24 protein-coding genes are annotated in these 26376 nt (G+C 62.0%); 9 read left to right on the top strand and 15 right to left on the bottom strand.

The features are described 5' to 3' along the window. On the bottom strand, nt 1–927 hold the full coding sequence (locus KIH81_RS01985) for a HipA domain-containing protein (RefSeq protein WP_236029138.1): 927 nt from the start codon (nt 925–927) through the stop codon (nt 1–3). Then, nucleotides 927–1094 carry a helix-turn-helix domain-containing protein gene (locus tag KIH81_RS01990; RefSeq protein WP_236029173.1) on the bottom strand — a complete coding sequence of 56 codons (168 nt, stop codon included), beginning with the start codon at nt 1092–1094 and terminating at the stop codon, nt 927–929. The genes KIH81_RS01985 and KIH81_RS01990 overlap by 1 nt, the downstream gene beginning before the upstream one ends. On the opposite strand from KIH81_RS01990, the gene KIH81_RS11985 reads away from it, so the two are divergent. Continuing rightward, a complete protein-coding gene (locus KIH81_RS11985; protein WP_236029187.1) occupies nt 1044–1229 on the top strand; it encodes a hypothetical protein in 186 nt (61 codons plus the stop codon). The two genes, KIH81_RS01990 and KIH81_RS11985, sit on opposite strands and share 51 nt — an antisense overlap. 16 nt (nt 1230–1245) lie before the next feature. On the opposite strand, the gene KIH81_RS01995 is transcribed toward KIH81_RS11985, so the two are convergent. After that, on the bottom strand, nt 1246–2520 hold the full coding sequence (locus KIH81_RS01995; protein WP_214303837.1) for an ATP-binding protein: 1275 nt from the start codon (nt 2518–2520) through the stop codon (nt 1246–1248). Next, on the bottom strand, nt 2517–3227 hold the full coding sequence (locus KIH81_RS02000; RefSeq protein WP_214303838.1) for a LytR/AlgR family response regulator transcription factor: 711 nt from the start codon (nt 3225–3227) through the stop codon (nt 2517–2519). The genes KIH81_RS01995 and KIH81_RS02000 overlap by 4 nt, the downstream gene beginning before the upstream one ends. A gap of 224 nt (nt 3228–3451) precedes the next feature. Between KIH81_RS02000 and KIH81_RS02005 the strand changes: the two genes are divergently transcribed. The 4 genes from KIH81_RS02005 to KIH81_RS02020 all read left to right on the top strand — a co-directional run bounded on the left by KIH81_RS02005 (nt 3452) and on the right by KIH81_RS02020 (nt 10385). Continuing rightward, entirely contained in the window at nt 3452–6496 is a 3045-nt protein-coding gene (locus KIH81_RS02005; protein ID WP_236029149.1) for a beta-glucosidase, read from the top strand. 8 nt (nt 6497–6504) lie between these two features. Then, nucleotides 6505–6924: a hypothetical protein gene (locus KIH81_RS02010; protein ID WP_217624835.1), complete on the top strand. Its 420-nt coding sequence runs from the start codon at nt 6505–6507 to the stop codon at nt 6922–6924. Between the two features lie 194 nt (nt 6925–7118). Next, nucleotides 7119–9617 carry a glycoside hydrolase family 2 TIM barrel-domain containing protein gene (locus KIH81_RS02015; RefSeq protein WP_214303840.1) on the top strand — a complete coding sequence of 833 codons (2499 nt, stop codon included), beginning with the start codon at nt 7119–7121 and terminating at the stop codon, nt 9615–9617. A gap of 183 nt (nt 9618–9800) precedes the next feature. Continuing rightward, on the top strand, nt 9801–10385 hold the full coding sequence (locus tag KIH81_RS02020) for a hypothetical protein (protein WP_214303841.1): 585 nt from the start codon (nt 9801–9803) through the stop codon (nt 10383–10385). Nucleotides 10386–10537: 152 nt separating this feature from the next. Here the strand turns inward: KIH81_RS02020 and KIH81_RS02025 are convergent, their stop codons facing one another. The 3 genes from KIH81_RS02025 to purB form a co-directional block, all read right to left on the bottom strand. Further along, nucleotides 10538–10819, bottom strand: a complete 282-nt coding sequence (locus KIH81_RS02025) for an HU family DNA-binding protein (RefSeq protein WP_094667237.1) — start codon at nt 10817–10819, stop codon at nt 10538–10540. A gap of 334 nt (nt 10820–11153) precedes the next feature. Then, a complete protein-coding gene (locus KIH81_RS02030) occupies nt 11154–13553 on the bottom strand; it encodes a lysylphosphatidylglycerol synthase transmembrane domain-containing protein (protein ID WP_338024727.1) in 2400 nt (799 codons plus the stop codon). A gap of 293 nt (nt 13554–13846) precedes the next feature. Then, on the bottom strand, nt 13847–15283 hold the full coding sequence (purB, locus tag KIH81_RS02035) for an adenylosuccinate lyase (RefSeq protein ID WP_214303843.1): 1437 nt from the start codon (nt 15281–15283) through the stop codon (nt 13847–13849). Between the two features lie 84 nt (nt 15284–15367). Here purB and KIH81_RS02040 point away from each other — a divergent pair, with 84 nt between their 5' ends. The 4 genes from KIH81_RS02040 (at nt 15368) to KIH81_RS02055 (ending at nt 19405) form a co-directional block, all read left to right on the top strand. Then, nucleotides 15368–16282, top strand: a complete 915-nt coding sequence (locus KIH81_RS02040) for a response regulator transcription factor (RefSeq protein ID WP_214303844.1) — start codon at nt 15368–15370, stop codon at nt 16280–16282. A gap of 287 nt (nt 16283–16569) precedes the next feature. Further along, nucleotides 16570–17517: an ATP-binding cassette domain-containing protein gene (locus KIH81_RS02045; RefSeq protein ID WP_214303845.1), complete on the top strand. Its 948-nt coding sequence runs from the start codon at nt 16570–16572 to the stop codon at nt 17515–17517. Continuing rightward, complete coding sequence (locus tag KIH81_RS02050; RefSeq protein ID WP_214303846.1) at nt 17514–18389, top strand: ABC-2 transporter permease; 876 nt, start codon at nt 17514–17516, stop codon at nt 18387–18389. Before KIH81_RS02045 ends, KIH81_RS02050 begins: the two co-directional genes overlap by 4 nt. Nucleotides 18390–18400: 11 nt before the next feature. Continuing rightward, nucleotides 18401–19405, top strand: a complete 1005-nt coding sequence (locus KIH81_RS02055) for a sensor histidine kinase (RefSeq protein ID WP_214303847.1) — start codon at nt 18401–18403, stop codon at nt 19403–19405. Here KIH81_RS02055 and KIH81_RS02060 read toward each other — a convergent pair. The 8 genes from KIH81_RS02060 to KIH81_RS02095 form a co-directional block, all read right to left on the bottom strand. Further along, nucleotides 19391–19693, bottom strand: a complete 303-nt coding sequence (locus tag KIH81_RS02060) for a hypothetical protein (protein WP_338024720.1) — start codon at nt 19691–19693, stop codon at nt 19391–19393. The genes KIH81_RS02055 and KIH81_RS02060 overlap by 15 nt on opposite strands. Nucleotides 19694–20017: 324 nt before the next feature. Beyond that, on the bottom strand, nt 20018–21628 hold the full coding sequence (locus tag KIH81_RS02065) for a PGAP1-like alpha/beta domain-containing protein (protein WP_420829115.1): 1611 nt from the start codon (nt 21626–21628) through the stop codon (nt 20018–20020). Continuing rightward, nucleotides 21628–21963, bottom strand: a complete 336-nt coding sequence (locus KIH81_RS02070) for a hypothetical protein (protein WP_214303850.1) — start codon at nt 21961–21963, stop codon at nt 21628–21630. The genes KIH81_RS02065 and KIH81_RS02070 overlap by 1 nt, the downstream gene beginning before the upstream one ends. Nucleotides 21964–22172: 209 nt before the next feature. Further along, complete coding sequence (locus tag KIH81_RS02075) at nt 22173–22772, bottom strand: DUF6466 family protein (RefSeq protein ID WP_219054848.1); 600 nt, start codon at nt 22770–22772, stop codon at nt 22173–22175. Next, nucleotides 22769–23818: a vWA domain-containing protein gene (locus KIH81_RS02080; protein ID WP_214303851.1), complete on the bottom strand. Its 1050-nt coding sequence runs from the start codon at nt 23816–23818 to the stop codon at nt 22769–22771. The genes KIH81_RS02075 and KIH81_RS02080 overlap by 4 nt, the downstream gene beginning before the upstream one ends. After that, nucleotides 23815–24870: a vWA domain-containing protein gene (locus tag KIH81_RS02085; RefSeq protein ID WP_214303852.1), complete on the bottom strand. Its 1056-nt coding sequence runs from the start codon at nt 24868–24870 to the stop codon at nt 23815–23817. The genes KIH81_RS02080 and KIH81_RS02085 overlap by 4 nt, the downstream gene beginning before the upstream one ends. Beyond that, the gene (locus tag KIH81_RS02090) at nt 24867–25418 is read right to left on the bottom strand and encodes a hypothetical protein (protein WP_420829112.1); all 552 of its coding nucleotides are present in this window, start codon (nt 25416–25418) and stop codon (nt 24867–24869) included. Before KIH81_RS02090 ends, KIH81_RS02085 begins: the two co-directional genes overlap by 4 nt. Continuing rightward, complete coding sequence (locus KIH81_RS02095; protein WP_214303853.1) at nt 25415–26365, bottom strand: DUF58 domain-containing protein; 951 nt, start codon at nt 26363–26365, stop codon at nt 25415–25417. The genes KIH81_RS02090 and KIH81_RS02095 overlap by 4 nt, the downstream gene beginning before the upstream one ends. Nucleotides 26366–26376 lie beyond the last annotated feature (11 nt).

Raw genomic sequence — 26376 nt, forward strand, 5'->3', positions numbered from 1 at the left:
TCACCAATCCAACCAGCTTGCAGCATCGTCGTAGGTCATGGTGATGCGTTTGCGGTAGTCCTCGATGAACTGTTGCGCCCCAATCAGCGCAATGGTGTCGTGATTGGATTGAACCGAGGATTCGAATGCGTCGGGGAGCCGTCGCACCAAGGTTGCGAATCGGCGGATGATTTGGTCCCCGTCCATATCCATTCGGTCGGCGAAGCGTTCCAAATGCTTGCGTCTGAGCTGCAGCAGGTTTCGCCGGCCTCCGATGTTCATCGCCAGTGTCACGCTGGCGGCAAGCCTGCCATGTCCGAGATAGGGGAATATGGAAGCAAGGTCGTAGAGTGGCGCAAGCCGTACGGATTCCCCATCGAGCAGCAGCGAGTAGTTTTTCGCATGGCTGTCCGTGGCCCCGAGCATATAACTTATCAGGATTCCATCAATGAAAGCTCTGATATTGCTTTCTGCCTGACCGGGCAGTCCATGTGTGCGAAGCATTGCCGCGTACGCTTCCGAAGTGGGTCCATTATGCTCCTCGTATTTCAACGAGGCCGGAAGCCCGAGTGCTTGGGTGAAGTCTTCCTGATGCAGCGCCTGTACCTGTCCGTCATCGGCGATTCGGCGATCGTACCGCTCGCTGATGATGGCGGGTACGCCGTCGAACAATCGGAATTCGGTATTGGCTACATGCAGTCCCAAGGCCGCGGCGATACGCATGGTGAGGTGCTCGTCAAAGGCCTGCAGGGGGAGTGTGGTGATGCCGGGCTTGATGATGTGCGTGGTGCGGGCGATGCCATTCGTGACGTACCAAGAACCATGGTGCAGTCTGAGAGCGATTTTGCCTTGCTGCCCGGCAACGGACCAGTGTTCCGTTGCCGTAGCCGGTTGCAGGCCGGTGGGTGCGGCGGTCCGAAGGCGGGTGGCGATTTCAGTGTCGCTCATCAGGGGCACCATTCATATGGGTCGGTGGGGTGAGGCGTTTTGCGCACATCCAGCGACAAACCCAGTGCGGAAAGCATGCTGAGAATAGTGGCGAAGCCTGGATTGGGCACTCTGCCATGCTCGAATTCGATAAGCCAACGCCGGGATACGCCAAGCTTTTCGGCCATTTCGGTCTGGCTGATGCCTTGCCGCTGTCGTTCGTCCTTGAGCAATTGCGCGTAGCCACCGCTAGTCATCACCAACATGTGAAAAATATATCACATGCCGTGTGTGGTGCGCAATATATTGCGCTTCTGATGTGATGTGCAGAATATTGCACTACCGCTTCGGCAGCAGCACCTGCAGCGAGAAGATGCCGGCGTCGTCACTTACGCTCAGGGTGCCTCCGTATTGCTCGGCGGTGTGCAGCATGCTCTTCATGCCGAACCCATGTCGTGCCTTGTCCCGCTGGGTGGTGACCGGCAGCCCGGCCCGGAACCGCAGTCGGCCCTGATGGTAGTTCTGCACCTGAATCATCACCAGATCGCCCTGCCCGCGGATGATGACGTTGATGACGCGCTTGGCGGGATCCTTGAGCTCGCTCACCGCGCGAATCGCGTTGTCCATCGCATTGCCGAACAGCGCGTAGATGTCCTCCATGCGCATGAAATCCAGTGCCGTGCCGTCCGCCATGCAGGTGAGCTGGATACCGTGCGACTGGCAGAACAGCCCCTTTTCCATGAGCACGATGTCCAGCGCGCGGTTGCCCGTCTTGACCGCCGTGTCGTAGATCATGATGGCCTGCTCGGCCTCGTTGAAGTACTCGTCGCGTTCCGGACTCTCCCGCATCTCACGCAACGCCCGGATCTGATGCTTCAGATCGTGGCATTTGCGATTGATGATGTCGATGGTCTCCTGCGTGAGCCGGTACTGCTTCTCCTGCTGCATCAACGTGTACTTGACGCCGTCCAGCTCCTCCTGCAACCGCATCTTGGCGTGGCCGTTGAGCTGCGCCCACATGATGTAGTAGCAGCACAACGCATCGCTGATGTGGTAAATGACGTCGCGCATGGTGCTGACGTCGTGTTCGAGGATGCTCAGGACCCAGATGAACAACAAAATGCAGGCCATGGGGAACAGATCGTTGCGTGAGATACGGTAACGTCCATTGCTGGGCAGCTTGCGTGCGAACATGACATAGAACGCGGCGTATACAGAGGCATAGATCAGAGTGGTGATGATACCGTCAAGGGGCGCGCTGTCCAATGAACCAGCGAGCATGTGGTACACCATGTAGCATTCATATGCTGCGTGCTGCATGGCATTGGCGCAAATGGTGCAATAGATTGCTTCTGCCAATGAGCCTTCCATACACAGCATCACCATTGGTACGCAAACCACACCGAACGCGGCCCAGTACAGCACCTCCCATACCGTGCCGGATGGGATGGCCACCACACTGCCGAACACGTAGGCCAGTACAATAAGCGCCAACGTGCATCCAGCAAGCCGCCACACAAAGCAGGGCCGCTTGCGCACATTCACCATGAAGATGCCGCAGGCTGCAACAAGCTGCACGATATAGGAAATACGGTCCCACAACGCGAAGATCATGCGCGCACACCTCCCATGTAATCCGCCAGCGCTTCCAGGAACGCCTTCTTCTTCGGACGGCTCATCTTGAGCCAGTCGCCGGCCACACGCACCTCGTCGCCGCTGACTGAAGACACCTGCTCCATGTTGACCAGATAGCAGTTGTTGCAGCGCGCGAACGGCAGCCCTTCCAGCTTTTCCTCCCACTCACGCATGGAGCCTCGCTGACGGAGCAACCCCTGCGCCGTATGGAAGAACAGGTAATGCCCGCGCACCTCCACATAATGCAGTTCGTCCGACTTGACGGACATGAAACCGTCCGCCGTGGGAAACACCAGATTGCGTGTACGTCTGTTGCCGATCAACGTCAGGACGGAGCGCATCTTCATGGACAGCGAATAGTAGTTGACCGGCTTCAGGATGAAGTCCAGCGCCCGCACTTCGTACCCGCGGATCGCCATCTGCGCCATGTTCGTCACGAACACCAGCGGCACGTCGGAGTCCAGCTCGCGCAGCCGATGGGCAGCGGATACGCCATCCTGCTCGGGCATGTCGATATCCATGCAGATCAGGTCATAGGAATAGTCATAGTCGGCAAGAAAGGCGGTCGGCGAATCGAACGCGATCGGTTCTATCGGTACGCCGAGTTCGCCGGACAGCCTGCGGAACGCATCGCTCAGCGTCTCCCGCTCGCGTTCCTCATCATCGATTATCGCGACTTTGGTCATGGACGTTTCCCGTTCTCCCTTACGTAGCTTCGATTATAGAAAACGCCTGTGCGATTCGGGCCGACCGCATGCGCAGGTTATGACCGCAGCGACGACAGGTTACGCCAACGTCCGGTTGTCGCCGGTGCCGCTCCGGCATTATGAACCATGACATTGATGTTGCAAACGACCGCCCCGCACTGCAGGCGAGACGGGACAACAGGATCATGAAGGACAAAGGAGCCATGATGAAGGGACAGTCGAGACTGCTGTGGCGCGGCCTCACGTCGGTGGCGGCAACGTTGCTGGTGTTCGGCGTGTGCGGTACCCAAACGGCGTTGACCTACACCGGAACCATCAATTCCGCACTCGGCACTTCCACCACGAAGATCGTCAATAACGGCGACGCCGGTGATACTGACTATTACAAGAGCTCGTACGGTGACCTTAACGCTGAGAATCTGCAGAAGCTCATCGCCGACACCTATGACGAGGCGGTGCAGGAGCAGGAGGAAGGCTCGGTGCTGCTGCGCAACGAGAATAACGCTTTGCCGATGAAGGCTGGCAGCGTGACCCTCTTCGGGCATGCCGTGGTTCAGCCGGTCTACGATCCGGGCGGCGCCAACAGCACGGCCGCGGAACATGAAGAATACACCATCGATCTCAAGGAAGCACTGGAAACCGCTGGATTCAAGGTCAACGACACGTTGTATCAGGCGTATAAGAAGAGCAAGACCACGCGCGTGGCCAGCAACAATCTGCAGGTTGCGGGTGGCCCGACTTCGACCGGAGAACCGAGTGACCCGCCCGAACTAGGTGAAGAACCTTCGTCCTTCTACACCAACGATCTCCAGTCCAGTTGGCAGAACGATTACAACGATGCCGCCATTGTGATGCTTGCCCGTGAAGGTGGCGAGGACACCGAGATGATGATGGAGGATCCGGAAGGCATCAGCTCCCTGAGCCTGCACCAGGACGAAAAGGACCTACTGCAGATGATCAAGGATTCCGGCAAGTTCTCCAAGATCATCGTACTGCTCAACAGCGCCTATCCGATGGAAGTCGAATGGTTGGATGACTACGATGTGGACGCCTGTTTGTGGATCGGCAACCCGGGCCAGCGAGGCTTCGAAGGCGTTACCAATCTGCTGACCGGCAAGGCCAATCCGTCCGGTCGCCTGACGGATACCTACGCCGTGAGCTCCATGTCTTCTCCGGCGGCTCATGTCTCTAGCCAGAACACCGTGCACTGGGCCAACAACGATGAAGTCACCTCCCAAGTGAGTGACAAGGCTATCAACGTGCAGAACGTGGTGGTGCAGTCCGAGAGCATCTACGTGGGTTACAAGTACTATGAGACCCGCTACGAGGACACGATCATTGACCCGTCCTCCGGAGCCTCCAGTGGAGTCGGCGCCACCAATGACGCCTCCTCCTGGAAGTACGAGAACGAGGTGAGCTACCCGTTCGGCTACGGCCTGAGCTACACCACGTTCGATCAGGAGCTCACCGGCGTGACCTATGACGAGGACAAGGACCTGTTCACCGCCGAGGTCAAGGTGACCAACACCGGTGACGTGGCCGGCCAGTCCGTGGTCGAGCTGTACGCGCAGACCCCGTACGGCGACTACGAGCGCAAGAACCTGGTGGAGAAGTCCGCCATCCAGCTCGCCGGCCAGGGCAAGACCAAGGAGCTCGCTCCGGGTGCGTCCGAAACCGTCAAGATCACGGTGGACCGTTACCTCCTCGCCAGCTATGACTACACCAAGGCTAGGGGCTACATCCTCTCCGCCGGCGACTACTACTTCGCCATCGGCGACAACGCCCACGACGCGCTCAACAATGTGCTCGCCGCCAAGGGTGCCACCGGCATGACCGACATCGACGGCAATGCCGTGGATGGCGACGCCGCCAAGACCTATCACTGGTCCTACGACAAGATCGACACGGACACCTACAAGTACTCCGATACCGGCGAGGAGGTCACCAACCAGTTCGAGGACGCCGACGCCAACTACTGGCAGAAGGACGCGGTTACCTACCTGACCCGCTCCGACTGGAAGGGCACGTTCCCCACCGAACCGGTCCAGATGACCGCCACCGACGAGATGATCGAACTGCTCAAGGGCGACCTATACAAGAAGGCCGATGATGCCAAGTCCGTCAGCGACTACACGCAGGGAGCCGACAACGGCCTGACCTTCGTGATGATGAAGGATGTGGACTACAACGATGATGACACCTGGAACAAGTACCTTGACCAGATGACCGTCGAAGAGATGACCAGCCAGCTGTCCGACATGTTCGGTACCCCCGAAGTCGCCTCCGTGGGGCGTCCCGCCTATACCTCCGGCGATGGTACCGCTTCTATCGGTGATAACACCTACGCCAAGGAATACGGTGACACCCGCAATGTAACGCTGTATCCCTCCACCGGCGTGGAAGCCGCCACCTGGAGCTATGAACGCATGCAGCGGCGTGGCGAACTGCAGGCCGAAGAAGCCATGTACTGCAACATGCCCCTGTTCTGGGGAGGCGGTGGCAACCTGCATCGCACCCCGTTCGGCGGCCGTAACGGCGAATACTGGTCCGAGGACAGCATCATCACCTATCTTGACAATCTCGTTGAGCTGAGCGTCATTCAGGACAAGGGCATCGCCGTAGGTGTCAAGCATGTGACCGGCAACGATCAGGAGCTTTACCGTGAAGGTCTGAACCTGTTCTTCAACGAGCAGGCATTCCGCGAAGGATCGCTTAAGGCCGAGGAAGGCATTCTCTCCAGCGGGAAGAGCACGGCCCTGATGCAGGCGTTCAACCGCATCGGTCTCGTATTCTCGTCCTCCAGCAAGGCGCTGGTCACCCAGGTCATCCGTAATGAATGGGGCTTCAAGGGCATGGAGGAGACCGACGGCATCGCCGGTGGCGAGTATAAGTCGCACTTTACTTCCTCGCTGTCCGCTGGAACCACCACCTACTGCATCGACCCGGAGGGCACCGCGAAGGCTGCGATTCTCCAGTGGATTGAGAACGAAGATGACGGCGATATGCTCGGATATCTGCGCAGCGCGGTGAAGAACTTCCACTACACGCTCAGCCATACGATTCTCGTCAACGGTCTGAGCACCAACTCCACGGTGGTCAAGATCACCCCGTGGTGGCAGTACGCCCTCTACGGCATCGATGGTGTGTTCGGTCTACTCACTGCAGGAGCTGCGGTGATGCTTGTCCTGAGCTCTCGCCACAGCCGTAAGGATGCTACGGTAACCGTCCAGACCACGTCAGGAAAGTAAGTGACATCATGACCAAGAACAATGCGCTCTCAGGTATCTTCTCCAACCGGACGATCGGGTTCTACATCGGTCTGGCCGGTGGTGTGGCCGCCATCGCTTCGCTGATCATCTACGCCATGTACGGCAAGGCTTCCGGAGACGGCGTGAGCCCGTGGATCATCGTGCCGCTGCTGCTTGTGGTGGCGGCCGAGGTGGCTACCCTGTTCGTGGACAACGACTGGGTCGCCGCCCTTGCCCCCGCCGTATGCATGCTGGCCCTGTGCCGGTTCCTGATGGACACCGTCTACACGTTTGTCGGTTATTTCTTCGGTCTGGCCATGTTCGGTGACGTGAGCATGATGCCGTGGATTATTAAGGTCTGCGTGCTCATCGCCATCACCCTGCTTGCGCTGATCGTCTCCGCCTTCATGCGCAAGCGCAAGGCCTGACCGGCTGCAAAGCCATCCCGCATCTGCTTTCCTTGACCTGCTTCGCGACCGCTCCCCTTAGAGGAGAAGAGCCTGTCTCACATTTTGGCTCCCCTCTTTGAGGGGAGCTGGCCGCGAAGCGGACTGAGGGGAGCGCTGCCAATCCGAGCTCAAGCCCTCTAACTCATATTCACCCCAAAGAAACGAAAGCCCCCATGCACGCCATCGAATTCAACCGCGACTGGTCCTACCGCCACCTGAACGCCTCGGACGAAGCGTTCACCCCGGTGACGCTCCCGCATGACGCGATGCTCAGCGAACCACGCACCCCGCTCGCCGCCAGCGGCCTCAACTCCGGATGGTTCGAAGGCCGCGACTACGAGTACGTGCGCCAGTTCATCCCTGGTCCTGAACTCGCCGGCCAGACGATGATCCTCGAATTCGAGGGCGTGTACCACAACGCCGAGGTCTGGATCAACGGCGAAAAGGCCATGTTCCGCCCCTACGGATACACGAACTTCACCGTGGACGTGACCGACCGGCTCGTCATCGGCCGGGAGAACGAGATCCGGGTCATCGCGCGCAACGCCGACCAGCCCAACTCTCGCTGGTACTCCGGCGCCGGCATCTACCGCCCGGTCACGCTATGGACCGCACCACACAGCCATATCGCCCTCGACGGCGTGTCCGTGCGTACCGCATCCATCGGCTCGCCGGACGGCACCAAGCCCGCGCAAGTCGAATTCACCGTCGAGACCACCGCCCCCGGCGCGGTTTCCATTGCCGTCGACGGGCTCCCGCCAACGACCTCCACCAGTGAAGGCAAGGCCGTCGTCACCCTCGAGATTCCCAACGCTCGCCTGTGGTCGCCGGACGAGCCGAACCTGTACACCGCTCACATCACCTACGCCTCCGCCGCCGACCCGGCTGTCACCGACGAAACGGACGTCACCTTCGGCATCCGCGAACTCGCCTGGGGTTCCGACGGCTTCACCATCAACGGCAAGCGAGTCATTCTCCAGGGCGCCTGCATCCACCACGACAACGGCGTGCTCGGCGCCTGCGCCTATGCGGACGCCGAGGAGCGCAAGATCGCCCTGATGAAAGCCAACGGCTACAACGCCATCCGCTCCGCCCACAACCCCTGCTCCAAGGCCCTGCTCGACGCGGCCGACCGGCTCGGCGTGCTCGTCATGGACGAATACATCGACCACTGGTACATCCACAAAACCCAGCACGACTACGTGGACTACTTCGACCAATGGTGGAAGGCCGACCTGACGGACATGGTTCTCAAGGACCGCAACCATCCGAGCGTCGTCCTGTACTCCACCGGCAACGAGGTGGGGGAGACCGCCCAGAAACGCGGCATCGCGCTCGCCGGCGAGATGACTGAGTTCCTGCATGAGCTCGACCCGACCCGACCGGTGACCTGCGGCATCAACATCTTCTTCAACTTCCTCACGTCCATCGGCGTGGGCCAGTACTCGGACAAGAAGGCCGCCAAGGAGGCCGCGGCCGCCGAAAAACGCCGTGCCGCCGGCGAATTGGAGGACAAGCACAAGGCCGTGGGCAGCGAGTTCTTCAATCGTCTGGCCGGCCTGCTCGGCGCCGGGTTCATGAAGACCATGGCCACCATGCCCATGTGCGACTGGGCCACGCGCGACGCCTTCGCCCGGATGGACATCGCCGGCTACAACTACGGCATCAAGCGCTACGCTCATGACCTTAAGAAGTATCCGGACCGTCTCATCCTCGGCTCGGAGACCTTCTGCAACGACGCCTACAAATTCCGCGAATTCGCCAAGGACAATCCCCGGCTCATCGGCGACTTCGTCTGGGCCGGTATGGACTACCTTGGCGAAACCGGTATCGGGGCTTGGGAATACGAGGATTACGCAAGCCTCAACATCGAATACGGCTGGCTCACCTCCGGATCCGGCCGTCTCGATCTGACCGGCAAGCCGCTCGGCGAGGCGCTGTACACGCGCGTGGCGCTGGAAGCGGAGCCCGGCCCGTACATCGCCGTCAATCCGGTCAACCACACCGACCACAAGCATTCGCCCAGCGCATGGAAGATGACCGGCGCCCGTGACTCGTGGAGCTGGAACGGCTGTGACGGCGCCAAGGCCAACGTCGAGGTGTACGCTCGCGCCGCATCGGTGGCGTTGCTCATCAACGGCAGGGAAGTCGGTCGCAAGGAACTCAGGAACGATTGCCTCGCGCGATTCACTGTCACCTGGCAGCCGGGCGTCATCGAAGCGGTCTCCTACGATGCCAGCGGCCGTGAAATCGGCCGCAGGTCGCTCACCAGCGCCTCAGAACGCACCGAGCTGGTCGCCGAGGTCGAATGGGCCGGTGCCGCTGGCCATGCCGATGGCGATCGCGCTGATTTGTCCGCCGTCAACAAGCCGGTGACGGTCGCACCGGGCCGTCTCGCCTTCGTGCGCGTACGGTATGCGGACGAACACGGCATCACCAAACCCCTCGAACGCGGCACATTGCGTGCATCCGTCACCGATGGTGCCCTGCTCGGCTTCGGCTGTGCGGCACCCTGCAACAAGGGCAGTTTCGTGACCGGCGAAACCGGCACGTACTACGGCGAAGCGCTCGCCGTAGTGCAGGCCCCCGAAACCGCGGTATCCGGCGACGCCGTCACCCTGACCGTCACCGACGGCGCCCGCACCGCCACCCTCACCATCCCCGTCGCTTAATGCGCACGGTGAATCCTTCGTCGCCGTGCGTTGCTCCCCTCAGTCACCTGCGGTGACAGCTCCCCTCAGAGAGGGGAGCCGGATTCGTGCGTTCATGGCTCCCCTCTCTGAGGGGAGCTGTCGAACGAAGCGAGACTGAGGGGAGCTCATCGCGTCCCACTCCAACAGTTAAGGAATCCAGCCATGTCCCAGACCGAAACCGCAACGCAACCGCAATCCACAAGCCCGCTTGCCGCATGGTGGCAGCGCTTTTCTGCCAAGCACAAACTCGTCGCGCAGTTCGTGATGTTCTACGCATTCTCATTGTTCGTGACCGTGCTGCAATACGCCATGCTCACCTTCCTGCCCGGCCTGTTCTACCGGTTCACCGACTGGTGCGATATCCCCGCGCAGCTCATCCATCTCTCGCTCGGCCCGGTGGACACATACGTGTTCGACTATCCGGTCACCGGCGACGCCACCGGCGGCATGGGTTACTTCGCCGCGTTCGCCATCACCCTGTTCGTGGCGCAGTGCGTGAACTTCCCGATGCAGCGCAACATAACGTTCAAGTCACACGGCAACGTGTGGTTCCAGATCGCCTGGTACGTGGTGGCGTTCGTTCTCATCACTATCGTGTGCAGCTTCCTGATGGGCCTGTACGTGCCGCTGCTCAAGGGCCTGGTGCCGCCGGCCGTGTACAACATCCTCATCACCGTGGTCAACGGCGGCGTGCAGATGGTCATCTACTTCCCGATCTACAAGATCATCTTCCCCGAAGGCAAGTAGGTCAGTATCCGCTGTTGTGGAACTACTTCCCAGTCGCATGGCGCGACGGTTTCCCTGACCGGGAAAGTCGGGGAGAGCACATATACAAAAGGACCCCAACCGTCATGGTCGGGGTCCTTTTCGTCTCGTTACTGCTCGCTATGAGCGAAGGGTCACTCGGTGACGGCCTTCTTCAGCAGGGAGCCGGCGGAGATGCGCACGCCGTAGGAAGCCGGGATGTTGATGGTCTCGCCGGTGCGCGGGTTGCGGCCGGTGCGAGCGGCGCGCTTGACGCGCTCAGCGGAGAAGAGACCAGTGAGCTTCAGGCCCTCGCCGGACTTCAGAGCCTCGACGAACACGTCCTGGAAGGCGTTAACGGCAGCCTCGGCCTGGGCCTTGGTCAGGTTGGACTTCTGGGCGATCTTCGAGACGAGATCAGACTTGTTGTATGCCATAAAGCATCCTTCTTGGGTCAGGGGACAAGCACTGCCGCTTGTCCGCGTTCATCACATGATGATAGCGCATGCACCTGCCTAAACCCGCATTTTATAAGGCTTTTCACATCTTTTTTCCGTGAAATCGGCCCGAAATGAGCACGATTCGACCGGTAAACGGAAGATGAACCACGGTACGGCCCGATGCGAGGCTCGGTGAGGTGGGGATTTGTTGACGATTTGCCGGTTTTTGGCACAAAATCAAGGGTTTCGCCATCGTAATGGAACGTCATGCTGGGCCGTCGCACCAGGATGCGGCGCCGACAGTCGCGTCTTCCGCCGCCACCCCTGCCAATCACACCAGATTGCGCTGGTCCAGCCACTTCATGGCGGCCGCGCCCAGCGGCACCCTGAGCCAGTAGAACACCACGCGATGCAGCAGCGTGGCGGACAGCGCCACGCCCTGTGGCACGCCCACCGCCACGAACGCGAAGGTCAGCGCGGCCTCCACGCCGCCCAGGCCACCCGGCGTGGGCACCGCGGAACCAAGGGCATAGGCCAGCATGAACACGAAGGTGGTCTCGATGGGGTTCGAGGAATAGCCGAAGGCCTGCAACGCCGCCCAGAACGCCAGACCGGTGGTCACGTTCTGGAACAGCGCACCCAGGCAGCTCACCGTGAGCTCGCGCGGTTGCGAGAGCACGTCCAGCAGCTGGTTGATGTAGGTCTTGGCCAACGGCATCAGACGCCCGGTCACCCAATGGCGTAGCGGCGGGATCATCATCGCCACGCTCACCACGGCCACCACCGCGCCCAGCACGATGACGAGCGTGTTCGTCGGAATCGCGCCGGTGAACATGTTGCGGCCGGTGAACAGGCCGATGAGCACCAGAATCGCGAAGTACACGGCGTAGTAGACCACGAGCGCGGCGCTCATGATGGCGCTGGCCTGGGTGTTGCGATAGCCGGACTTGCGTAGGAACTGCAGGTTCACGAAGGAGGGGCCCACGCCCGCCGGCATGGACACCGTGGCGAAGCCGCCGGCCACCTGGCTCATGAACACGCCCGTATTGTTCCGTCGGTCCGCATCCATCAGCGCGCCCAGCGAAATCGAGGAGCCGATCCAGCCGCACACGCCGAAGGCCATCACCACCAGCGCCATCACCGGGTTGGCGTTGGTGATCGCGGCGATGATCTCCTCGGGCTTGAGCTGGGTGAAGACCACCACCACGGCCACGATGACCAGCAGCATGGTGATCATCGAACGCCAGGAGAAGCGTGCCAGTGTCACCGGTTCGGCCTGTTCGGCCACCTCCTCGTCCATCAGCGCGTTGATGCCGCCACGCAGCGAGGCCAGGAGCTGCTTGTCCCAGGTGTCCAATGCGCGGGTGGGGGAGGGGATGGCCACCTTCTGGATGAACGGGGCCAAAGTCACCAGCACCGTGTCCCCCCATGCCTCGCGGGCGGCGGCGATCGCGTCGTCCACGCCGATGAGCGCCGCGAACAGCACCAGCAGCTGCACCTTGTCAAGCGCGAGGTTGGCCGGCGCGGAGGCGTTGTCGCCGTTGAGCCAGCCGGCGATCACCGCCGTGCCGTCGTCCAGTCGGGCCAGCGTGTCCGGGGTGATGCGCCGATGCGTGTATCCGCGGCGGTTCGCCACCGAAAGATAGCGCATGTACGCCACCGCGTCCGCCTTGGTGAGGGTGCGCAGGTTGGCCGGCAGTTCGATGGTGTGCGCGTCCAGTACCAGGATGGCCGACTCGTCCGTATCGGCGATGCCGTAGGGGGCGGGGGCCGGCAGCTTGATGTTGTGCAGGCCCAGCAGCATGGCGAGATGATGCTGCACGGCCTCGCGCACGGACCGGTCGCGCCTGATGGACACGCTGGTGAATCGTGCCCAGTCCCATAGCTGCTTGAGGTATCCGGCCGTATGGGTCTGCGCGTCGATCACCGAAACGATGAAGCGACGTCCGTTCGTGGTCTCCAAATCGTAGATGCGCGAGCCTTCGGCCAGATCATCGTCCAAGGTGGCGGCCAGCGAGCCGTGGCCGGCCAGCGCGGGCTCCTGATGGCGGATGAGCGAGGCCGTGTCCAGTCCGATGCCCTTGAGCGCTGTCACCAGATCGGCACCCCACACGCCGGTGTTCTGCGTGCCCATGAGGAAACGGATGAGCATGCCCACCGTGCGTCCCGCCGCCAGTGATATGAGCATGCCGGTGACCGAATGCCAGGAGAGCATCACCATCACCGCCGCCGTGATATAGAGGATGTTCCAACTCCACTTCACACTGGAACGGATGCGGCGCGGCCCGGCCACGGTCAGGAAGGCGGCCATGCCGGCGTAGATGTCCGGCAACAGGCCGGAACCGAACGTGGTGGTGGCGGAGATCAGCGCCACGGGCAGGGTGCGGTCGTTGAGGCCGCTGATGAGCAGGGAAATGCCCCAGACCGTGCCGTATCCGGCGAACATGGTCAGCGCGGAGACCGCCGCCTCCAGCCAGGCGCGCGTAAGCAGCAACTGGCCCAAGACCATCACCACGATCACGATGGTGGACAGCTGGGTGAGCACGGTGGAGGGGATATCGGCCAGCCAGTTGATGGCGCGGGCAGCGGTATGCGCGTCCGACTCCATGCCACGGGTCATGCCGCCCAGATATACGGCGAACACCATGACCACCGCAGCCATGAGCAGGGAGAGCCCGGCGCGCGTCAGATCGGCGAAATCGCGCGTGCGGCGCGGCGCCACATCCTCGATGACGGGACCGGCGGGAGTGCCGTCCTCTTCGCCCTGCTTGGAGTCCTGTTGCCGGCCCCGCGTTGGGTCCTGCGGTTTGTCCTGCCCGTCCTGCTGGTTCTGTGTCTGTTCGTTCACTTGGGACTGCTGATCACTGGCCATGGGTTGCTGTCGCACCTGCCTTGCACTGGATGAAATTCGTGAACTGGATGGTCGGGAGCCGGATCGGCCGGAGAGGACGGCCCGGAAAAGACGAAAGGCGCGAGCCCCGCGGGAATCACCGCACGGACTCGCGCCTGAAGGCTACGCTATCGTCAGCGGTCGAAGGCGACGAGCTTCGAGGCCACGCCGGTGTACGTGGCCGGGGTCAGGGCCTTGAGACGAGCCGCGGTCTCCGGATCGAAGGACTGCTGGTCGATGAACGCCTCGACCTGCTCCTTGTTGATCTCGTGACCGCGCATGAGCTCCTTGACCTTCTCATACGGCTTGTCCATGCCCGGCAGGCCGCGCAGCTCGCAGGCGCGCATGGCGGTCTGGATGGGCTCGCCGAGCACCTCCCAGTTCTCGTCCAGCTCGCGGGAGATCACATGGTCGTTCGGGTGGATGGACTTCAGGCCGCCCATCAGGTTGTACAGGGCCAGCTGGGAGTAGCCGAGCGCGGAGCCGATGTTGCGCTGGGTGGTCGAATCGGTCAGATCGCGCTGCCAACGGGACTCCACCAGCGTGGCGGACAGGGTGTCCAGCAGCGAGCAGGAGAGCTCGAAGTTCGCCTCGGCGTTCTCGAAGCGGATCGGGTTGACCTTGTGCGGCATGGTGGAGGAGCCGGTGGCGCCCTTGACCGGCACCTGGGCGAACACGCCGCGGGAGATGTACATCCACACGTCCACGCACAGGTTGTGCATGATGCGGTTGGCGTGGGAGACGGTCGAGTACAGCTCGGCCTGCCAGTCGTGGGATTCGATCTGCGTGGTCAGCGGGTTCCAGGTCAGGCCCATGCGGTTGGTGACGAACTCGCGGGAGACGGCGATCCAGTCGACGTCCGGGCAGGCGGCCAGGTGGGCGCCGAACGTGCCGGTCGCGCCGTTGATCTTGCCCAGGTACTCCTGGTTCTCGATGTGCTTGAGCTGACGGTTCAGACGGTAGACGTAGACGGCGAGCTCCTTGCCGAGCGTGGTCGGCGTGGCCGGCTGGCCGTGGGTCAGGGAGAGCAGTGCCTTGTCCTTGTACTCCTCGGCCTTGTCAGCGAGGTGGTCGATGATCTCCTTGAACGCCGGGGTCCAGACGTTCTCCATGGCGTTCTTCACGCAACGGGCGATGGAGAGGTTGTTGATGTCCTCGGAGGTGCAGGCAAAGTGCACCAGGGTCTTCAGGGCGTCGTTGATGTTCGTGAGCTCGGCCGGGGCCTTGTCGATCTGGTCGTCGATGTAGTACTCCACGGCCTTCACGTCATGGTGGGTCACGGCCTCATGCGCGGCGTGCGCGGCGATGCCTTCGGCGCCGAAATCCTCGGGGATGGCACGCAGGAAGGCCTTCTCCTCCTCGGTGAACGGCTTGACGCCATCCACGACGGGCTGGTTGCCGTTGCCCTCGAAGCCGTTGGCCAGGAGGATCATCCACTCGACTTCGACGCGCATGCGCTCGCGGTTCAGGGCGGGCTCGCTCAGGTATTCCACGAGCGGGGCGGTAGCGTTGTGGTAGCGTCCGTCAAGCGGGGTCAGTGCGATTGCGGGGGAAATATCGGTAAGCTTCATAATCTCCTAGGGTACTTCCAGCCGTGAACCGGTGGTGTCGCGCCGTCAAACGCCAAGAACCGGTGGTTGTACGCTTAGGGGACTATGAGCAATGCGCGAATACTGGTGATCGAGGACGACGCGGACATCAACGAGGTGGTCTGCACGCGGCTGATGCAGGCCGGATTCTCCTGTACGCCCGCATATTCCGGTTCGGAAGCGCGGCTGCTGCTGGATCGCGGGGTCGATTCCGCGGGTATGTGGAGCAACATAGCAGACGGAAAGATGACTGTGACTGACGCGCGGGCGGTTGATTCCGCGGATGCGCGGGGCAGTGTGGTCGGCAACGAATGGTGCGCATACGATTGCATCGTCACCGATCTCATGTTGCCCGGTCTCAGCGGGGAGCAACTGGTCGCCGAGCTGCGCGAATGCGGTGCCGGCGTGCCGATCATCGTGATCTCCGCGCGGGACACCGTGGCCGATCGCGTGACGCTCCTGAAGCTCGGCGCCGACGACTACCTGGTCAAGCCGTTCGACTTGGACGAACTGGTGGTTCGCGTCCAGGCCCAGTTGCGTGGCCGCGGCTACGGGCATGGATATGATCGCGGCGGCATGGCGCAATCCGATGCCGGTACTCCTCGGCCCCTTCTGACGAGGGGGCTGTCGACGCAGCCGACTGGGGGAGAGACCAATTCCGCAACCGCGAATGCCGTTCGCACGTCGCTCCTCTCCGCCGGCCGATGGACCCTCGACCCGGCCGCCCACGTATTCGCCGTCGATGGCGAACCGGTGCCCCTCACCAACACCGAATTCAGCATCATCGAACTGCTCATGGCCCATCCCAACACGGTCTTCACCAAACAGCAGGTATACGAGCTGTGCTGGAACGAGCCGTATATGGTGGACGACAACACCGTCACCGCGCATGTGAGCAAGATCCGCGCCAAACTGAAGCCCTCCGGCACCGAAACCTACATCAAAACCGTCTGGGGCCTCGGTTTCAAGCTCGACGTGTAAGCAGGACGGCGCACGATACATGCAAAACCTCATTATGTTCGCGTAATCAGCGGGTAGGCGCAAACATAGTGAGGGTTTATGCGGTCTAATCCTCACTATGTTCGCGTGCGGTTCGTCATCGCGCAAACATAGTGAGGATTCCCTGGGCCGCTGCCCGATGCGCCGCCGGCCGTCACACTTTCGCAAGCTTTTCGTAAGACCTGCGCGAGCACCGCGCGAGCGTTGCGCAAGAACCATTCCGTACGGTAGGTCCCATCAACGCACGATGACAGTGAAAGGAGTGCACGATGGATGCGATTCGCATACGTTCGCTTGCCAAACGATATGCCGGCAAACGCGCGGTCGACGGATTCGACATGATCGTGCCGCAGGGGGCGATCTACGGATTCGTCGGCAAGAACGGCGCCGGCAAGTCGACCGTCATGAAAATGATTGCAGGACTCGCGACGCCCAGCGGCGGCGAGATCACGCTGTTCGGCAACGCGGCCAACCTGACAACCGGCCGGTCCGGCGGCGTGCAGCGCGTCGGTGCGCTTATCGAAAACCCCGGACTGCTGCCACACATGAACGCCTTCGACACAATGATGGCCCAGGCGCTCGCCCTCGGTGTGGCCGACCCGAAACCCGTCTGCCATGCGCTGCTTGATCAGGTAGGTCTCGGAGGCGCCGGTCGCAAGAAGACCAGGGGATTCTCGCTTGGCATGAAACAAAGGCTCGGACTGGCGCTCGCCCTGATCGGTGGGCCGGATCTCCTGCTGCTCGACGAACCGCTCAACGGACTCGACCCGGAGGGTGCGCGGGCCATGCGCAACTATCTGGTGCAGCTCAACCAGCAGCGCGGCATCACCATCGTCGTCAGCTCGCATGTCCTCGACCAGCTGGAACGCATGTGCACCCATTACGGCGTCATCGCGAGCGGCCACATGGTACGCGAGATGACCGCCGAACAGGTACAGGCCGAATGCGGCGACAGCCTCACCGTGCGCACCGCCAACACCGCGGCCGCGCTCGCCATCCTTGAGGACCGTCTGCCCGTGAACCCCGCCAACCCGGTACGTTTCGCCGCCGAGCCCGACGGTTCGATCACCATCTTCGGTGGATTCGACGCTGCCGAGGTCTCCCGCATCCTGCACGAGACGAACCAGACGGTTCTTGAACTATCCACGAAATCGCACGACATGGAGGACTATTTCGTCACCCTCATGGAAGACGCCCGTACGGAAGGGAGCCGATGATGTTCAACCTGCTACGATCCGACCTATATCGACTGATTCACGGACGCAAATTCTGGGTCGTCACCGTGCTATCCATCCTGCTGACTGCCGGTCTGCTCACCGCGATGATGCTCATCGACACCGCCACCGGTGCCGCGCAGACTGATGCGGATGGCATTTCGGTCACGGCCAATGCCGCCGCCGGATTGGCGACAACCGCCCGCATGATGGACTCGCATACCGCGATGCTATCCAGCTCGGGACTGGGAGGCAGCTCGATGTTGTCCATGTTCATCGCCGTACTTGCCGTGCTCGTTGTCATGGACGATTGGGACGCCGGCTTCGTCAAGAACCTGATTGCGGGACGGCACGACCGGACTGCCTATGATGCCAGCCGACTGCTGCTGTCGTTCCTGCTGACTGTCTGGAACACGGTTGCGGCCATCGTCTCACTGGAACTGACATGTTTTGCGCTTGGCATCCGGTACCGTCATGCGGAAAGCGTCGGGGCCTATCTGGGATTCTGCGGACTGAAGGTACTGGGAACGGCCACGTTCGTGCTGATTGTCGTCGCCGTGACGATGATCTCCCGCAGCAAGGCGTTCGGCGTCGCCGCGGCGGTGCTCGTCGGCGCGGGCATCATGGGCTCGCTGACGAACATCGTCCTGTCGGCGATTGCCGTGCACATGCCGTGGGCGACGCAGCTGGCGCAATGGCTGCCTTCGAACAACGCGAAGCTGTACACCGACAGCGCCGGCCTGTTCGTTACGTCGTCCGGCGGCGCATCGCTTGGCATGCCGGTCTGGGCGCACGTGCTGATCTGCTTCGCCGGCTGGATCATCCTGTCCGTTGGCGCGGCCCTGCTTGTCAACCGCCGTCGTGACGTGTGCTGAGAATCGTTGACATGTGGATTGCTGGAGTGCTGGCCGGGCTGATTGCGGGAATCGTGATTGGCTCGGCTGTGTATGGGCGCGAGATGCGGCGGATGGCGCGGTTCCTGTGTGAACGGCCGGCGGAAAGCAACGCCCGGTTGGGCGTGGAGCTGCCTGACGCCGCAAGCCGTGAACTGGCACGGGCGATCAATAGCCAGCTGGATGCGATTCAAACCGAACGCATCGCCGCATTGACCAAGGTCCAGGAGTTCCAGCGGGACCTGTCGTCACTGGCACACGACGTACGCACGCCGTTGATGGGCGCGCAAGGCCATATCCAATTGGCGTTGCTTGAGCCCGATGCGCCATATGACTCGGTCTCGCCGGACTCCGGTGGAGAAGACGCAACGGGAACTGCCGAAACCACCATGCCGGATTCCGGTGCAGTCGGTAGGGAACGACATCTGAGAGTGGCCTTGCAACGGTTGGACGACATGCGTGGCCTGCTTGACCAGCTGTTTGCCTATGCCCGCGCCAATGACCCCGACCAGACGCTTGATATCGAGCCGATCATGATTCAGCCGTTGATCGCCGAAGTGCTTGTGGGCCATTACCCCGAATTCGAGGAACGCGGCTGGGAGCCTTCGCTCGACTTCGACAACAATCGGTTCATGTTGGAAGCTGACCGCACCGCGCTGCGTCGCATCATCGACAACCTCATCACCAATGCGCTGCGTCACGGCACCGGCGCGCCGGCCATCACACAGCGCGACGATGCGATCACGTTCTCCAATCCCATCGCCGCGCAAGCCGCCACCGACATCGATCCCGACAAACTCTTCGACCGCTTCTATCAGGCGGATGATGCTCGTGGCAAGCGCGGTTCTGGCTTGGGACTTGCGGTGGCGCAATCCCTGGCGTACGCCATGCATCTTCGTCTATCCGCCGCAGTGGAGACGGAGGAGCACAATGGCGCGGACGCTCGTCTGTCCATCACCATCGCGCCTGAGCCGAGATCCGATTCACGTATTGAGTAATTGATGGGCGCGCTGGCGGGAGACACCGAGGACATCGCCGATCTGCTGCAGGGCCAGGCCCATGCCATGCAGCTCCTGCGCGGCGGTGCGGGTCTCACGCGCGGCCTTGGCTCGGCAATCGGCTTCCTGTTCACGCAGTTGCCGGGCCTTATCAAGGTGCCGCTGAACGGAATCGGGAATTTGGGTCTTGACGGCGATGCCGAAGTCGGAGCCTTGCGTCATCAGTGTGATGAGGTCGCGCGCCATGCCTTCGATCTCCCCGGTGGTACGCGCCTGTGTGAATCCCACGCCCGGTACCTCGAGAACCCAGTATTTTTCCCCAGGCCGAACAATAACGTCGTACGTCTTCACCGGTACCAGTCCTTTCCCAATTTGATTGCGGCCTCGTCGCAAATAATCTTCGCGAGGGTATCGTCGATTTCGTTGTGCCGTGGAATAGGAATCATCAGATCTTCCAGTTGGAATATTTCATGATTCCCGCCTTGTCGAACGCGAGAGAACCGTAATCCTCGTTGTTTCGCAGCTTGCCGCAGCAATTTGATGAGTGTTCTTCTTGATGTCATTATAGTTTCTAGTTCTTTCTTGACAACTTCGTCAAGAGTGGTATTGACATTAATCTTCGAATTTCAGGATGATCTTGTTGTCCTTGGTGGGTTCGGTACCGGATTCCAGTGAGATGGTGGGCTCCAGAGGCTCATTGGACATGCGGCCTTCGAAGTAGCGGGTGTCCTTGAGTTCGCCCTTGATGACGTTCTGGAAATGGGCTTCGTGCCGCTGCACCGCCGGATTGCCCTGGTTCAGCGAGTCCTGATAGGCCGCCTGATGGTATTGCAGCCAGTGGCTGATCTCTTTGCCTGAGGTGGCGCCTCCCGCCACCGGCGTCGCGTCATACGGAGTGACGCCGGTGATAGGTGTGGATCCGGGATTGCAGGAGCCATCGGGGTTGATGACGCTTTCGGTACCCTGCGGGGCTTGGCTGACGGAACCGCTGATGGTCAGCCAATTGGGGGTGGCCGGATTGGAGGCCCCGTCCAGCGCGGCCACCAGTTCATCTTCGATTTCCACGCTGGTGACCCATGTGCCCTCCGGTACGGGATGATTGGCGATCGGAGAACCCGCGGTCACAATGTGCTTGACATTGAACTCGTCCTGCCAATCCGAGGCGATTGAGGCGGCCACGATACCGCCTTGCGAATGCCCCACAATCGCCACTTCGTCGTCCTCGCCGATGCCGGCCTGCCGCATCGCCTCGATGACCAATCTGACGCTATCGGCCTGCCTGCGCTGTTCGGGATCCGCGCTCATGAGCTCAGCGTTCTGCTCCCAATCGAATGGGGAATCGGCTTGTCCGTCGGTCCCGGGAACCGTAACAAGCCAGGCTGATTCGCCGTCCTCCTTCTCATAGCGCTGGATGGCGATGGTGGCATATCCCAGTCCACTCTTCAGATCGACCTTTCCGAGCCGTTCGTTGGCCAGCCGGTACAGACCATCAAACGCGCCGGTCACCGTCTGGCTTGACCTGACCACATCCGCTTCGGTCGTGACTTCGCGGACATTGAGATAATTGCCTTGGGCCGCGTTCTTCAGTGGAGCGCTGAGCAGGGAGAGAATGCCTGCACCTTGGTTGACCTCATCGGTGGCAGATAATCCCGTAAGAGGCGAGAGTTTGCTGAGTATAGCGCCGGTGCCGCTCATATACCCCTCCTGGAACGGTGACGTGGCGGTAGACATCCACGAGGGATTCAGTTTGCCTTCCTTGACCAAACCGAATAGGAGACCTCCCAGAGCCAAAGATCCCATTCCCATCGTCATTCCCAGCCAGTTGGCCGTGGTGCCGAACTGTACCGCCTCGTTGAACAACCGCTTCACCGAGAGTTCGGTTTCCGAATACACACCCAGCACCTTCAGCAGCAATTGGGAGGTGCGGGCGAGATCGTCACTGATCTGCCGGCATGTGTCCGCGTGGTTCTGGCAGCGCACTTTCAACACGGTGTAAGGCAACATGGAGGAGTTATGCGTGGTGCATGCCGATATGAAGGCATGCCGGTTGTCCAATTGTTCCCTTGTAGCGTTCCAGACGGTGGCGAGTTTCTCGAATTCGCCGGCCACCTCATCCAAGGCCTTGGCCACCGCCGTGTATTCCTCGCGGGTCGCGGTTGAATAGCCTTTGCCGCCGTACACCTTGGATTCGACCTGCCAGTAGTATTCGTTATCGTTGCCCATCATGCCTCCATCGCCAGTCGCTGGGTGGTTTCCATATCGTCGGTCAGCATCTTGATGGCGTATGCGGTGCGGTCCAAGGTGGAACGGAACCATTCGGCGGCATTGCCGGTCCATTCGATATCTTTGGAGCGGGTGATGGCCGTCGCCGCATTGTCATTGGATGCGACGGTGACCGCACGTTGTTTGGCAATGAGATCTTGGTCGGTCTGCATGAGAACGAGGCACCGGCAGGAGGAAAACGCCGGTGAGGCGGTGCTGCCATCCAAAGCAGGAAGTGGCTGATTCCCGACGAAGATGGGCTGGCTATTGAGGAAAGGATTATCGTAGCTGTTCATGCCTTCCAGCTAAACGGAAGACGCGCGAGACTGTCCAGCCGAACCGGGGCATGTGGTTCCAGCTTGCCGTTTTCTGGGAAAGTTATGCACAAATACTGTGGACGGAAGAGAAGAACGGCGGCAGACGCAACGTAGCGGTGCCGGTGTCAGTTATGGGGAAACACCGGCACCGCCACGATCCGACCATCACTAGGAACGTCACCACAACGTCACCACGGCTTGGTGGCGCCCGTGCCCTTGTTCTGGGTCTTCTGCTCCGTCTTGTTCGTGGTGGTGGAGTCGCCGTCGGCCGACTGCTGATTCGCCTTCATCAGCTCTTCGACCTTCTTGCGCTGCTCCTCGGTCAACGAACCCTGCTTCTTGGCGTTGGAGGACGACGAGGAATTCTGATTCGAGGATTGGTTCTGCGCGCTGGTTCCGCCCTGCTGCTCCTGCATGCGCTCCAGCGTGATCTTGGTCAGCTCGGCGGAGATGGATGCATTGGTATCGATGGCGTTCCGGATCTCCGGCAACAGCACCGCGCTCATGCGGCCCGCCTCCGCGAACTGCGCGTCGGTCTGTTGCTGCTGGGCATGCAGCGTATCCGCATCCGTCTTTTCGTCCTGTGCTGCCTTGATATTGGCGGTCAGTGAGGCGGTCGCCTGATTGAACCGGTTGGCGGCCACCAGGTTCACGCCGGCCAATCCCGCCGCCACGAGCAACGCCACGGCGACTACGGCCAACACGATGCGTACGGCCAGCGGTCCGCGCGCCGACCGCGCCGGCCGTACCGAAGAACGCGCCGAAGCCGTTTCGGCATTCCTGCTCATAGCAGCCTCCTTGAAGTCACAATCCAGGCACCGAGCTCCCACGCCAACAGCAGGACCAACACGATGGCCAGAGGCCAGACCACAGGCGTGGTGCGCGTACGCTCCTTGACCGTGGACGTGACCCTCCACTGGTCGGAGACCTTGCTTGAGACCGCATCCGCCAGCGTCTGCGCCTCGCCGAGCTTCACATACGTGCCGCTGATCTCGTCGGCGATGTCCTTCAGATTCTTCTCGTCCATCTTCGAGATGCCGGGCTCGCCGGTATCCGGGTCGAGGATCCACTGGTCGGCCGTATCGGAGCCAGCGGCCGAGCCGCCGGTACTCACGCCGTCTGCAATGGCCGGAATCCTGCCGCCCTCGGTCGAGCCCACGCCCACGGTGAACCCGTCGTCAAGATAACGTCTCAGCGAGGAGAACGTGCGGCGGGTCTTGTCCGAGGTCTGTTCGCCGTCGCTGATGAGGTACAGCACGATCGCATCATCCGGATGGGCCTCGCGAATCGACTTGGCGGTGATCAGCAGCTGGTCGATCGGTGCGTCCAGACTGGAACCGGCGGAAACGGACGTGGATTCCAGCGTCAGCGTATCCGCCCAATTGTCGATGGCGGGCGCGTCCGGCGTCAGCGGCACATCCAGCGTGCCCGAAGCGCCGAAGCGAATGGCCGCGAAACTGGCGTCCGGGTAGGCGTCGGTCACGTCATGCACGGCCTTGCGGGCCGCGTCGATACGGCTGATGGCCTCACCGGATCCGTAACGGGCGTCGGTCACGGCCATCGAACCGGTCACGTCCACGGCCAGGATCACGTCGGTGGCGTTGATGGCGCGGGATGTGGTCGGTGCTACCACGCTGGGCGTCAGCACCATCACGGCGGCCACGAGCATCATCAGGGTGCGGCGGATGCAGGCCGCAACGGTCTCGTCGCTCGCACCGGCCTTGCGCCTGCGGGCGAACTGCACGATTTCCGCCACGGCGAGGACCGTCAGCAGACCCGCCAGCAATCCGCCGGCCACCCAGCCTAGGGTGGGGGAGAAGGTGAATCCGTTCATCGGCGCAACCTCCAGACGCATGCGATCCAGACCGCCATCACCAGTGCGAGCGCGAGCATCCACAGACCAGGCGCGTCCACCATCGAAGCCTTCGCCTGGTTCTCGCTGGCCGTATCCCGGCGCGATTCGATGTCCCGCACCAGTTCGTTCACGCTCCTGCCGTTCGACTGGGTCAGGAAGACGCCACCGTGCGATTCAATGGCCGACCTCATGTCCGTGGTGGTCTGGTCGTTCTCACTGGACTTCGGACCGGAATACAGGCCGTCCACGGTGATGGAGGCCTGTCGGGTCAGATCCAGTGCCTCGGTGAGCGAATAGGTGGGCTTGCCGGAGACCACGTTGTCCGTGGCCAGCACGATCGAAGCCGCACGTCTGCGCTCGGCGGTGGCGTTGGAGGACTCGCCATATGCGAAACCGGGCAGCATGGCGGCGCAGGACACCACGCCGTCGCCGATCAGCGAAGTGGCGTCCTTGCGGTTCTGCGTGCCGTCCAGCCAGTCGGCGATCTTCTGATAATCGGAATCGGACATCTTGTCGATGTCGTCCTGCGATTCCACACCTCGCAGGGCCTTGCTGGCCGCGGCGAGCTGCTTGGAGACCAGGTCGTAGTCGTCGGTCAGAGGGAAGACCGTGCGCGAGGTGGAGTTGAAGATGCTTAGACCGATGCGTTCGCCCTGGAAGTGCCCCACCAGCTCACGGTACGTATCGATGACCTCGCGATCGTAGGGGAGTGTGGAACCGGACACGTCCAGGCACAGCACGATGTCGCGGCTGGAGGCGCGCTCCGCGCCCGCATCCACCTGACTGGGGCGCGCGACCAGCGCCACGGCCAACAACAGCGCCACGGCAAGCAGCGCGGCGGCGAGACGGCCGAGCGCACGCCACTGGCGGAACAGCCGCGAGGCATGCTCGGTATTGAGATCGTCGTCCAAGGAGAACACGGCCTCGTCCGACTGCGGACGGCGCGAGAACACCACGATGAGCGTCACCAGCGCGGCCGCTACCAGTACGGCGGCCAGCGCGGCCCAAGGCCAATGCCAGGTGAGGGTCATGAACGCCACCTTTCCACCAGATTGGACACCCATTCGGCCGCTTCCCTGACGCTTGCCTCACGCGCGGCCCGGTTGCGCGAGGCATCGGCGAATTCGGGCGGATATAGCGCGCTGATGGTCTGGCGCAGCGAATCCAGGCCCTGGCGATTCGCCGGGGTGCGGTTGAGACGGGTCAGATCGGTCAATGTGCTGGTCGAGAGTTCCCGGCCCGAAGCGGCCCCCGCGAACTCTCGCGCGATCTGCGCCAACTCGGCGAAGGCATCCTCGCGGCTCAAGGCTCCGGACTCGTTGCGGGCCACCACATCGGCGATACGGTCACGCCACACGGTCTTGGCGCCGGCACCGCTATGGGCGCCGCGCTGTATGTTCTCCTTGCGGGGCCTCCTGGACGGGCGGGACAGCAACACCGCGGCGATCACCAGCGCCACGGCCACGGCGAGGCAGGCCACGATCACCACGGCCAGCGGCCCGGTCAGCTGCAACGCGCCCACCGGCTTCAGATCGCCGGGGTCGACGGCCAATACGACGGCCAACGATTCCATCGTCATCGCGCAACCCCCAGCATCGACGTCACGTCAGGGGATGCGCCCAGCTGGTTGCGCGTGGTCCGCGCCAGCGACGCCGAAACCAGATGCACGAACCGGTCGAACATGGACTCGCTCGAACCGGCGCGAATCATGTGCGAACCTGTGCGTCCCAACTCCTGCTCCAACGCGGCCGCCATATACCCGCGATGCGTGTCCACTTCGGCGGCGGCCTTGGCGGAACGCAGGAACGCCGGCACACGGCGGCTCGTCACGCCATCCGTGGGGGAGGGGTGTCCGGCACGGAGCGGGCGGAACGGATTGAGCGTGGCCACATCGATGAGCACCACCGGATGCGTGCGGGCGATGCGGCGGAACTCCGGGATGTGCCGTTCGGCCAGGGCATGCTCGTCCGTGGCCAGCACGATGAGCGCGTCGCGGTCCTTGATACGGCGGGCGTACGCCAACAGCGCATCGATATTGCGCTGATGCTCCCACGTACGGTCCAGCGCCTTGTCCAGCGTGCGCTCGAACTGCGCGAACCCGCCATTGAACGGGATGCGCGTGATGCTCGACGAATCGCCGAACACCAGCGAGATGTCGTCGGCACGGCGCAGCGAAAGCGCGGCGAACATGCGCAACGCATTGGCCGCCACCTCCCAGGCACGTTCACCCGAATCGCACATGCCGCCCATCTCGCGGCCCACATCCATGAGCAGCCACACCTTGGACGTGGCCAGACGCTCACGCTGGACCACCATCGGACGGCCCTGCCTGGCGCTGGACTTCCAGTCGATCAGACGTGACTCGTCACCCGGTTCGTAGGCGCGCACGTCCATCACATCGCCGGCACCGCCACGACGACCGGACGCATGCTCGCCCTCCAGCACGCCCAGCGCCTTGCGCACCGTGGGCAGGCTCAGCTGGGTGCCCAGGGCTTCGATCTTCTTGCGGACGGAAACGGAAGTCACGTCAGCACTCA

It is taken from the genome of Bifidobacterium miconisargentati, assembly GCF_019331675.1.
GTDB lineage: Bacteria > Actinomycetota > Actinomycetes > Actinomycetales > Bifidobacteriaceae > Bifidobacterium > Bifidobacterium miconisargentati.

Excerpts from the sequence above, each read along its gene's own strand:
- KIH81_RS01985 (WP_236029138.1), bottom strand. The coding sequence starts at position 927 with ATGAGCGACACTGAAATCGCCACCCGCCTTCGGACCGCCGCACCCACC.
- KIH81_RS11985 (WP_236029187.1), top strand. The coding sequence starts at position 1,044 with ATGCTCGAATTCGATAAGCCAACGCCGGGATACGCCAAGCTTTTCGGC.
- KIH81_RS01990 (WP_236029173.1), bottom strand. The coding sequence starts at position 1,094 with ATGGCCGAAAAGCTTGGCGTATCCCGGCGTTGGCTTATCGAATTCGAG.
- KIH81_RS01995 (WP_214303837.1), bottom strand. The coding sequence starts at position 2,520 with ATGATCTTCGCGTTGTGGGACCGTATTTCCTATATCGTGCAGCTTGTT.
- KIH81_RS02000 (WP_214303838.1), bottom strand. The coding sequence starts at position 3,227 with ATGACCAAAGTCGCGATAATCGATGATGAGGAACGCGAGCGGGAGACG.
- KIH81_RS02005 (WP_236029149.1), top strand. The coding sequence starts at position 3,452 with ATGATGAAGGGACAGTCGAGACTGCTGTGGCGCGGCCTCACGTCGGTG.
- KIH81_RS02010 (WP_217624835.1), top strand. The coding sequence starts at position 6,505 with ATGACCAAGAACAATGCGCTCTCAGGTATCTTCTCCAACCGGACGATC.
- KIH81_RS02015 (WP_214303840.1), top strand. The coding sequence starts at position 7,119 with ATGCACGCCATCGAATTCAACCGCGACTGGTCCTACCGCCACCTGAAC.
- KIH81_RS02020 (WP_214303841.1), top strand. The coding sequence starts at position 9,801 with ATGTCCCAGACCGAAACCGCAACGCAACCGCAATCCACAAGCCCGCTT.
- KIH81_RS02025 (WP_094667237.1), bottom strand. The coding sequence starts at position 10,819 with ATGGCATACAACAAGTCTGATCTCGTCTCGAAGATCGCCCAGAAGTCC.
- purB (WP_214303843.1), bottom strand. The coding sequence starts at position 15,283 with ATGAAGCTTACCGATATTTCCCCCGCAATCGCACTGACCCCGCTTGAC.
- KIH81_RS02040 (WP_214303844.1), top strand. The coding sequence starts at position 15,368 with ATGAGCAATGCGCGAATACTGGTGATCGAGGACGACGCGGACATCAAC.
- KIH81_RS02045 (WP_214303845.1), top strand. The coding sequence starts at position 16,570 with ATGGATGCGATTCGCATACGTTCGCTTGCCAAACGATATGCCGGCAAA.
- KIH81_RS02050 (WP_214303846.1), top strand. The coding sequence starts at position 17,514 with ATGATGTTCAACCTGCTACGATCCGACCTATATCGACTGATTCACGGA.
- KIH81_RS02055 (WP_214303847.1), top strand. The coding sequence starts at position 18,401 with ATGTGGATTGCTGGAGTGCTGGCCGGGCTGATTGCGGGAATCGTGATT.
- KIH81_RS02065 (WP_420829115.1), bottom strand. The coding sequence starts at position 21,628 with ATGGGCAACGATAACGAATACTACTGGCAGGTCGAATCCAAGGTGTAC.
- KIH81_RS02070 (WP_214303850.1), bottom strand. The coding sequence starts at position 21,963 with ATGAACAGCTACGATAATCCTTTCCTCAATAGCCAGCCCATCTTCGTC.
- KIH81_RS02075 (WP_219054848.1), bottom strand. The coding sequence starts at position 22,772 with ATGAGCAGGAATGCCGAAACGGCTTCGGCGCGTTCTTCGGTACGGCCG.
- KIH81_RS02080 (WP_214303851.1), bottom strand. The coding sequence starts at position 23,818 with ATGAACGGATTCACCTTCTCCCCCACCCTAGGCTGGGTGGCCGGCGGA.
- KIH81_RS02085 (WP_214303852.1), bottom strand. The coding sequence starts at position 24,870 with ATGACCCTCACCTGGCATTGGCCTTGGGCCGCGCTGGCCGCCGTACTG.
- KIH81_RS02090 (WP_420829112.1), bottom strand. The coding sequence starts at position 25,418 with ATGACGATGGAATCGTTGGCCGTCGTATTGGCCGTCGACCCCGGCGAT.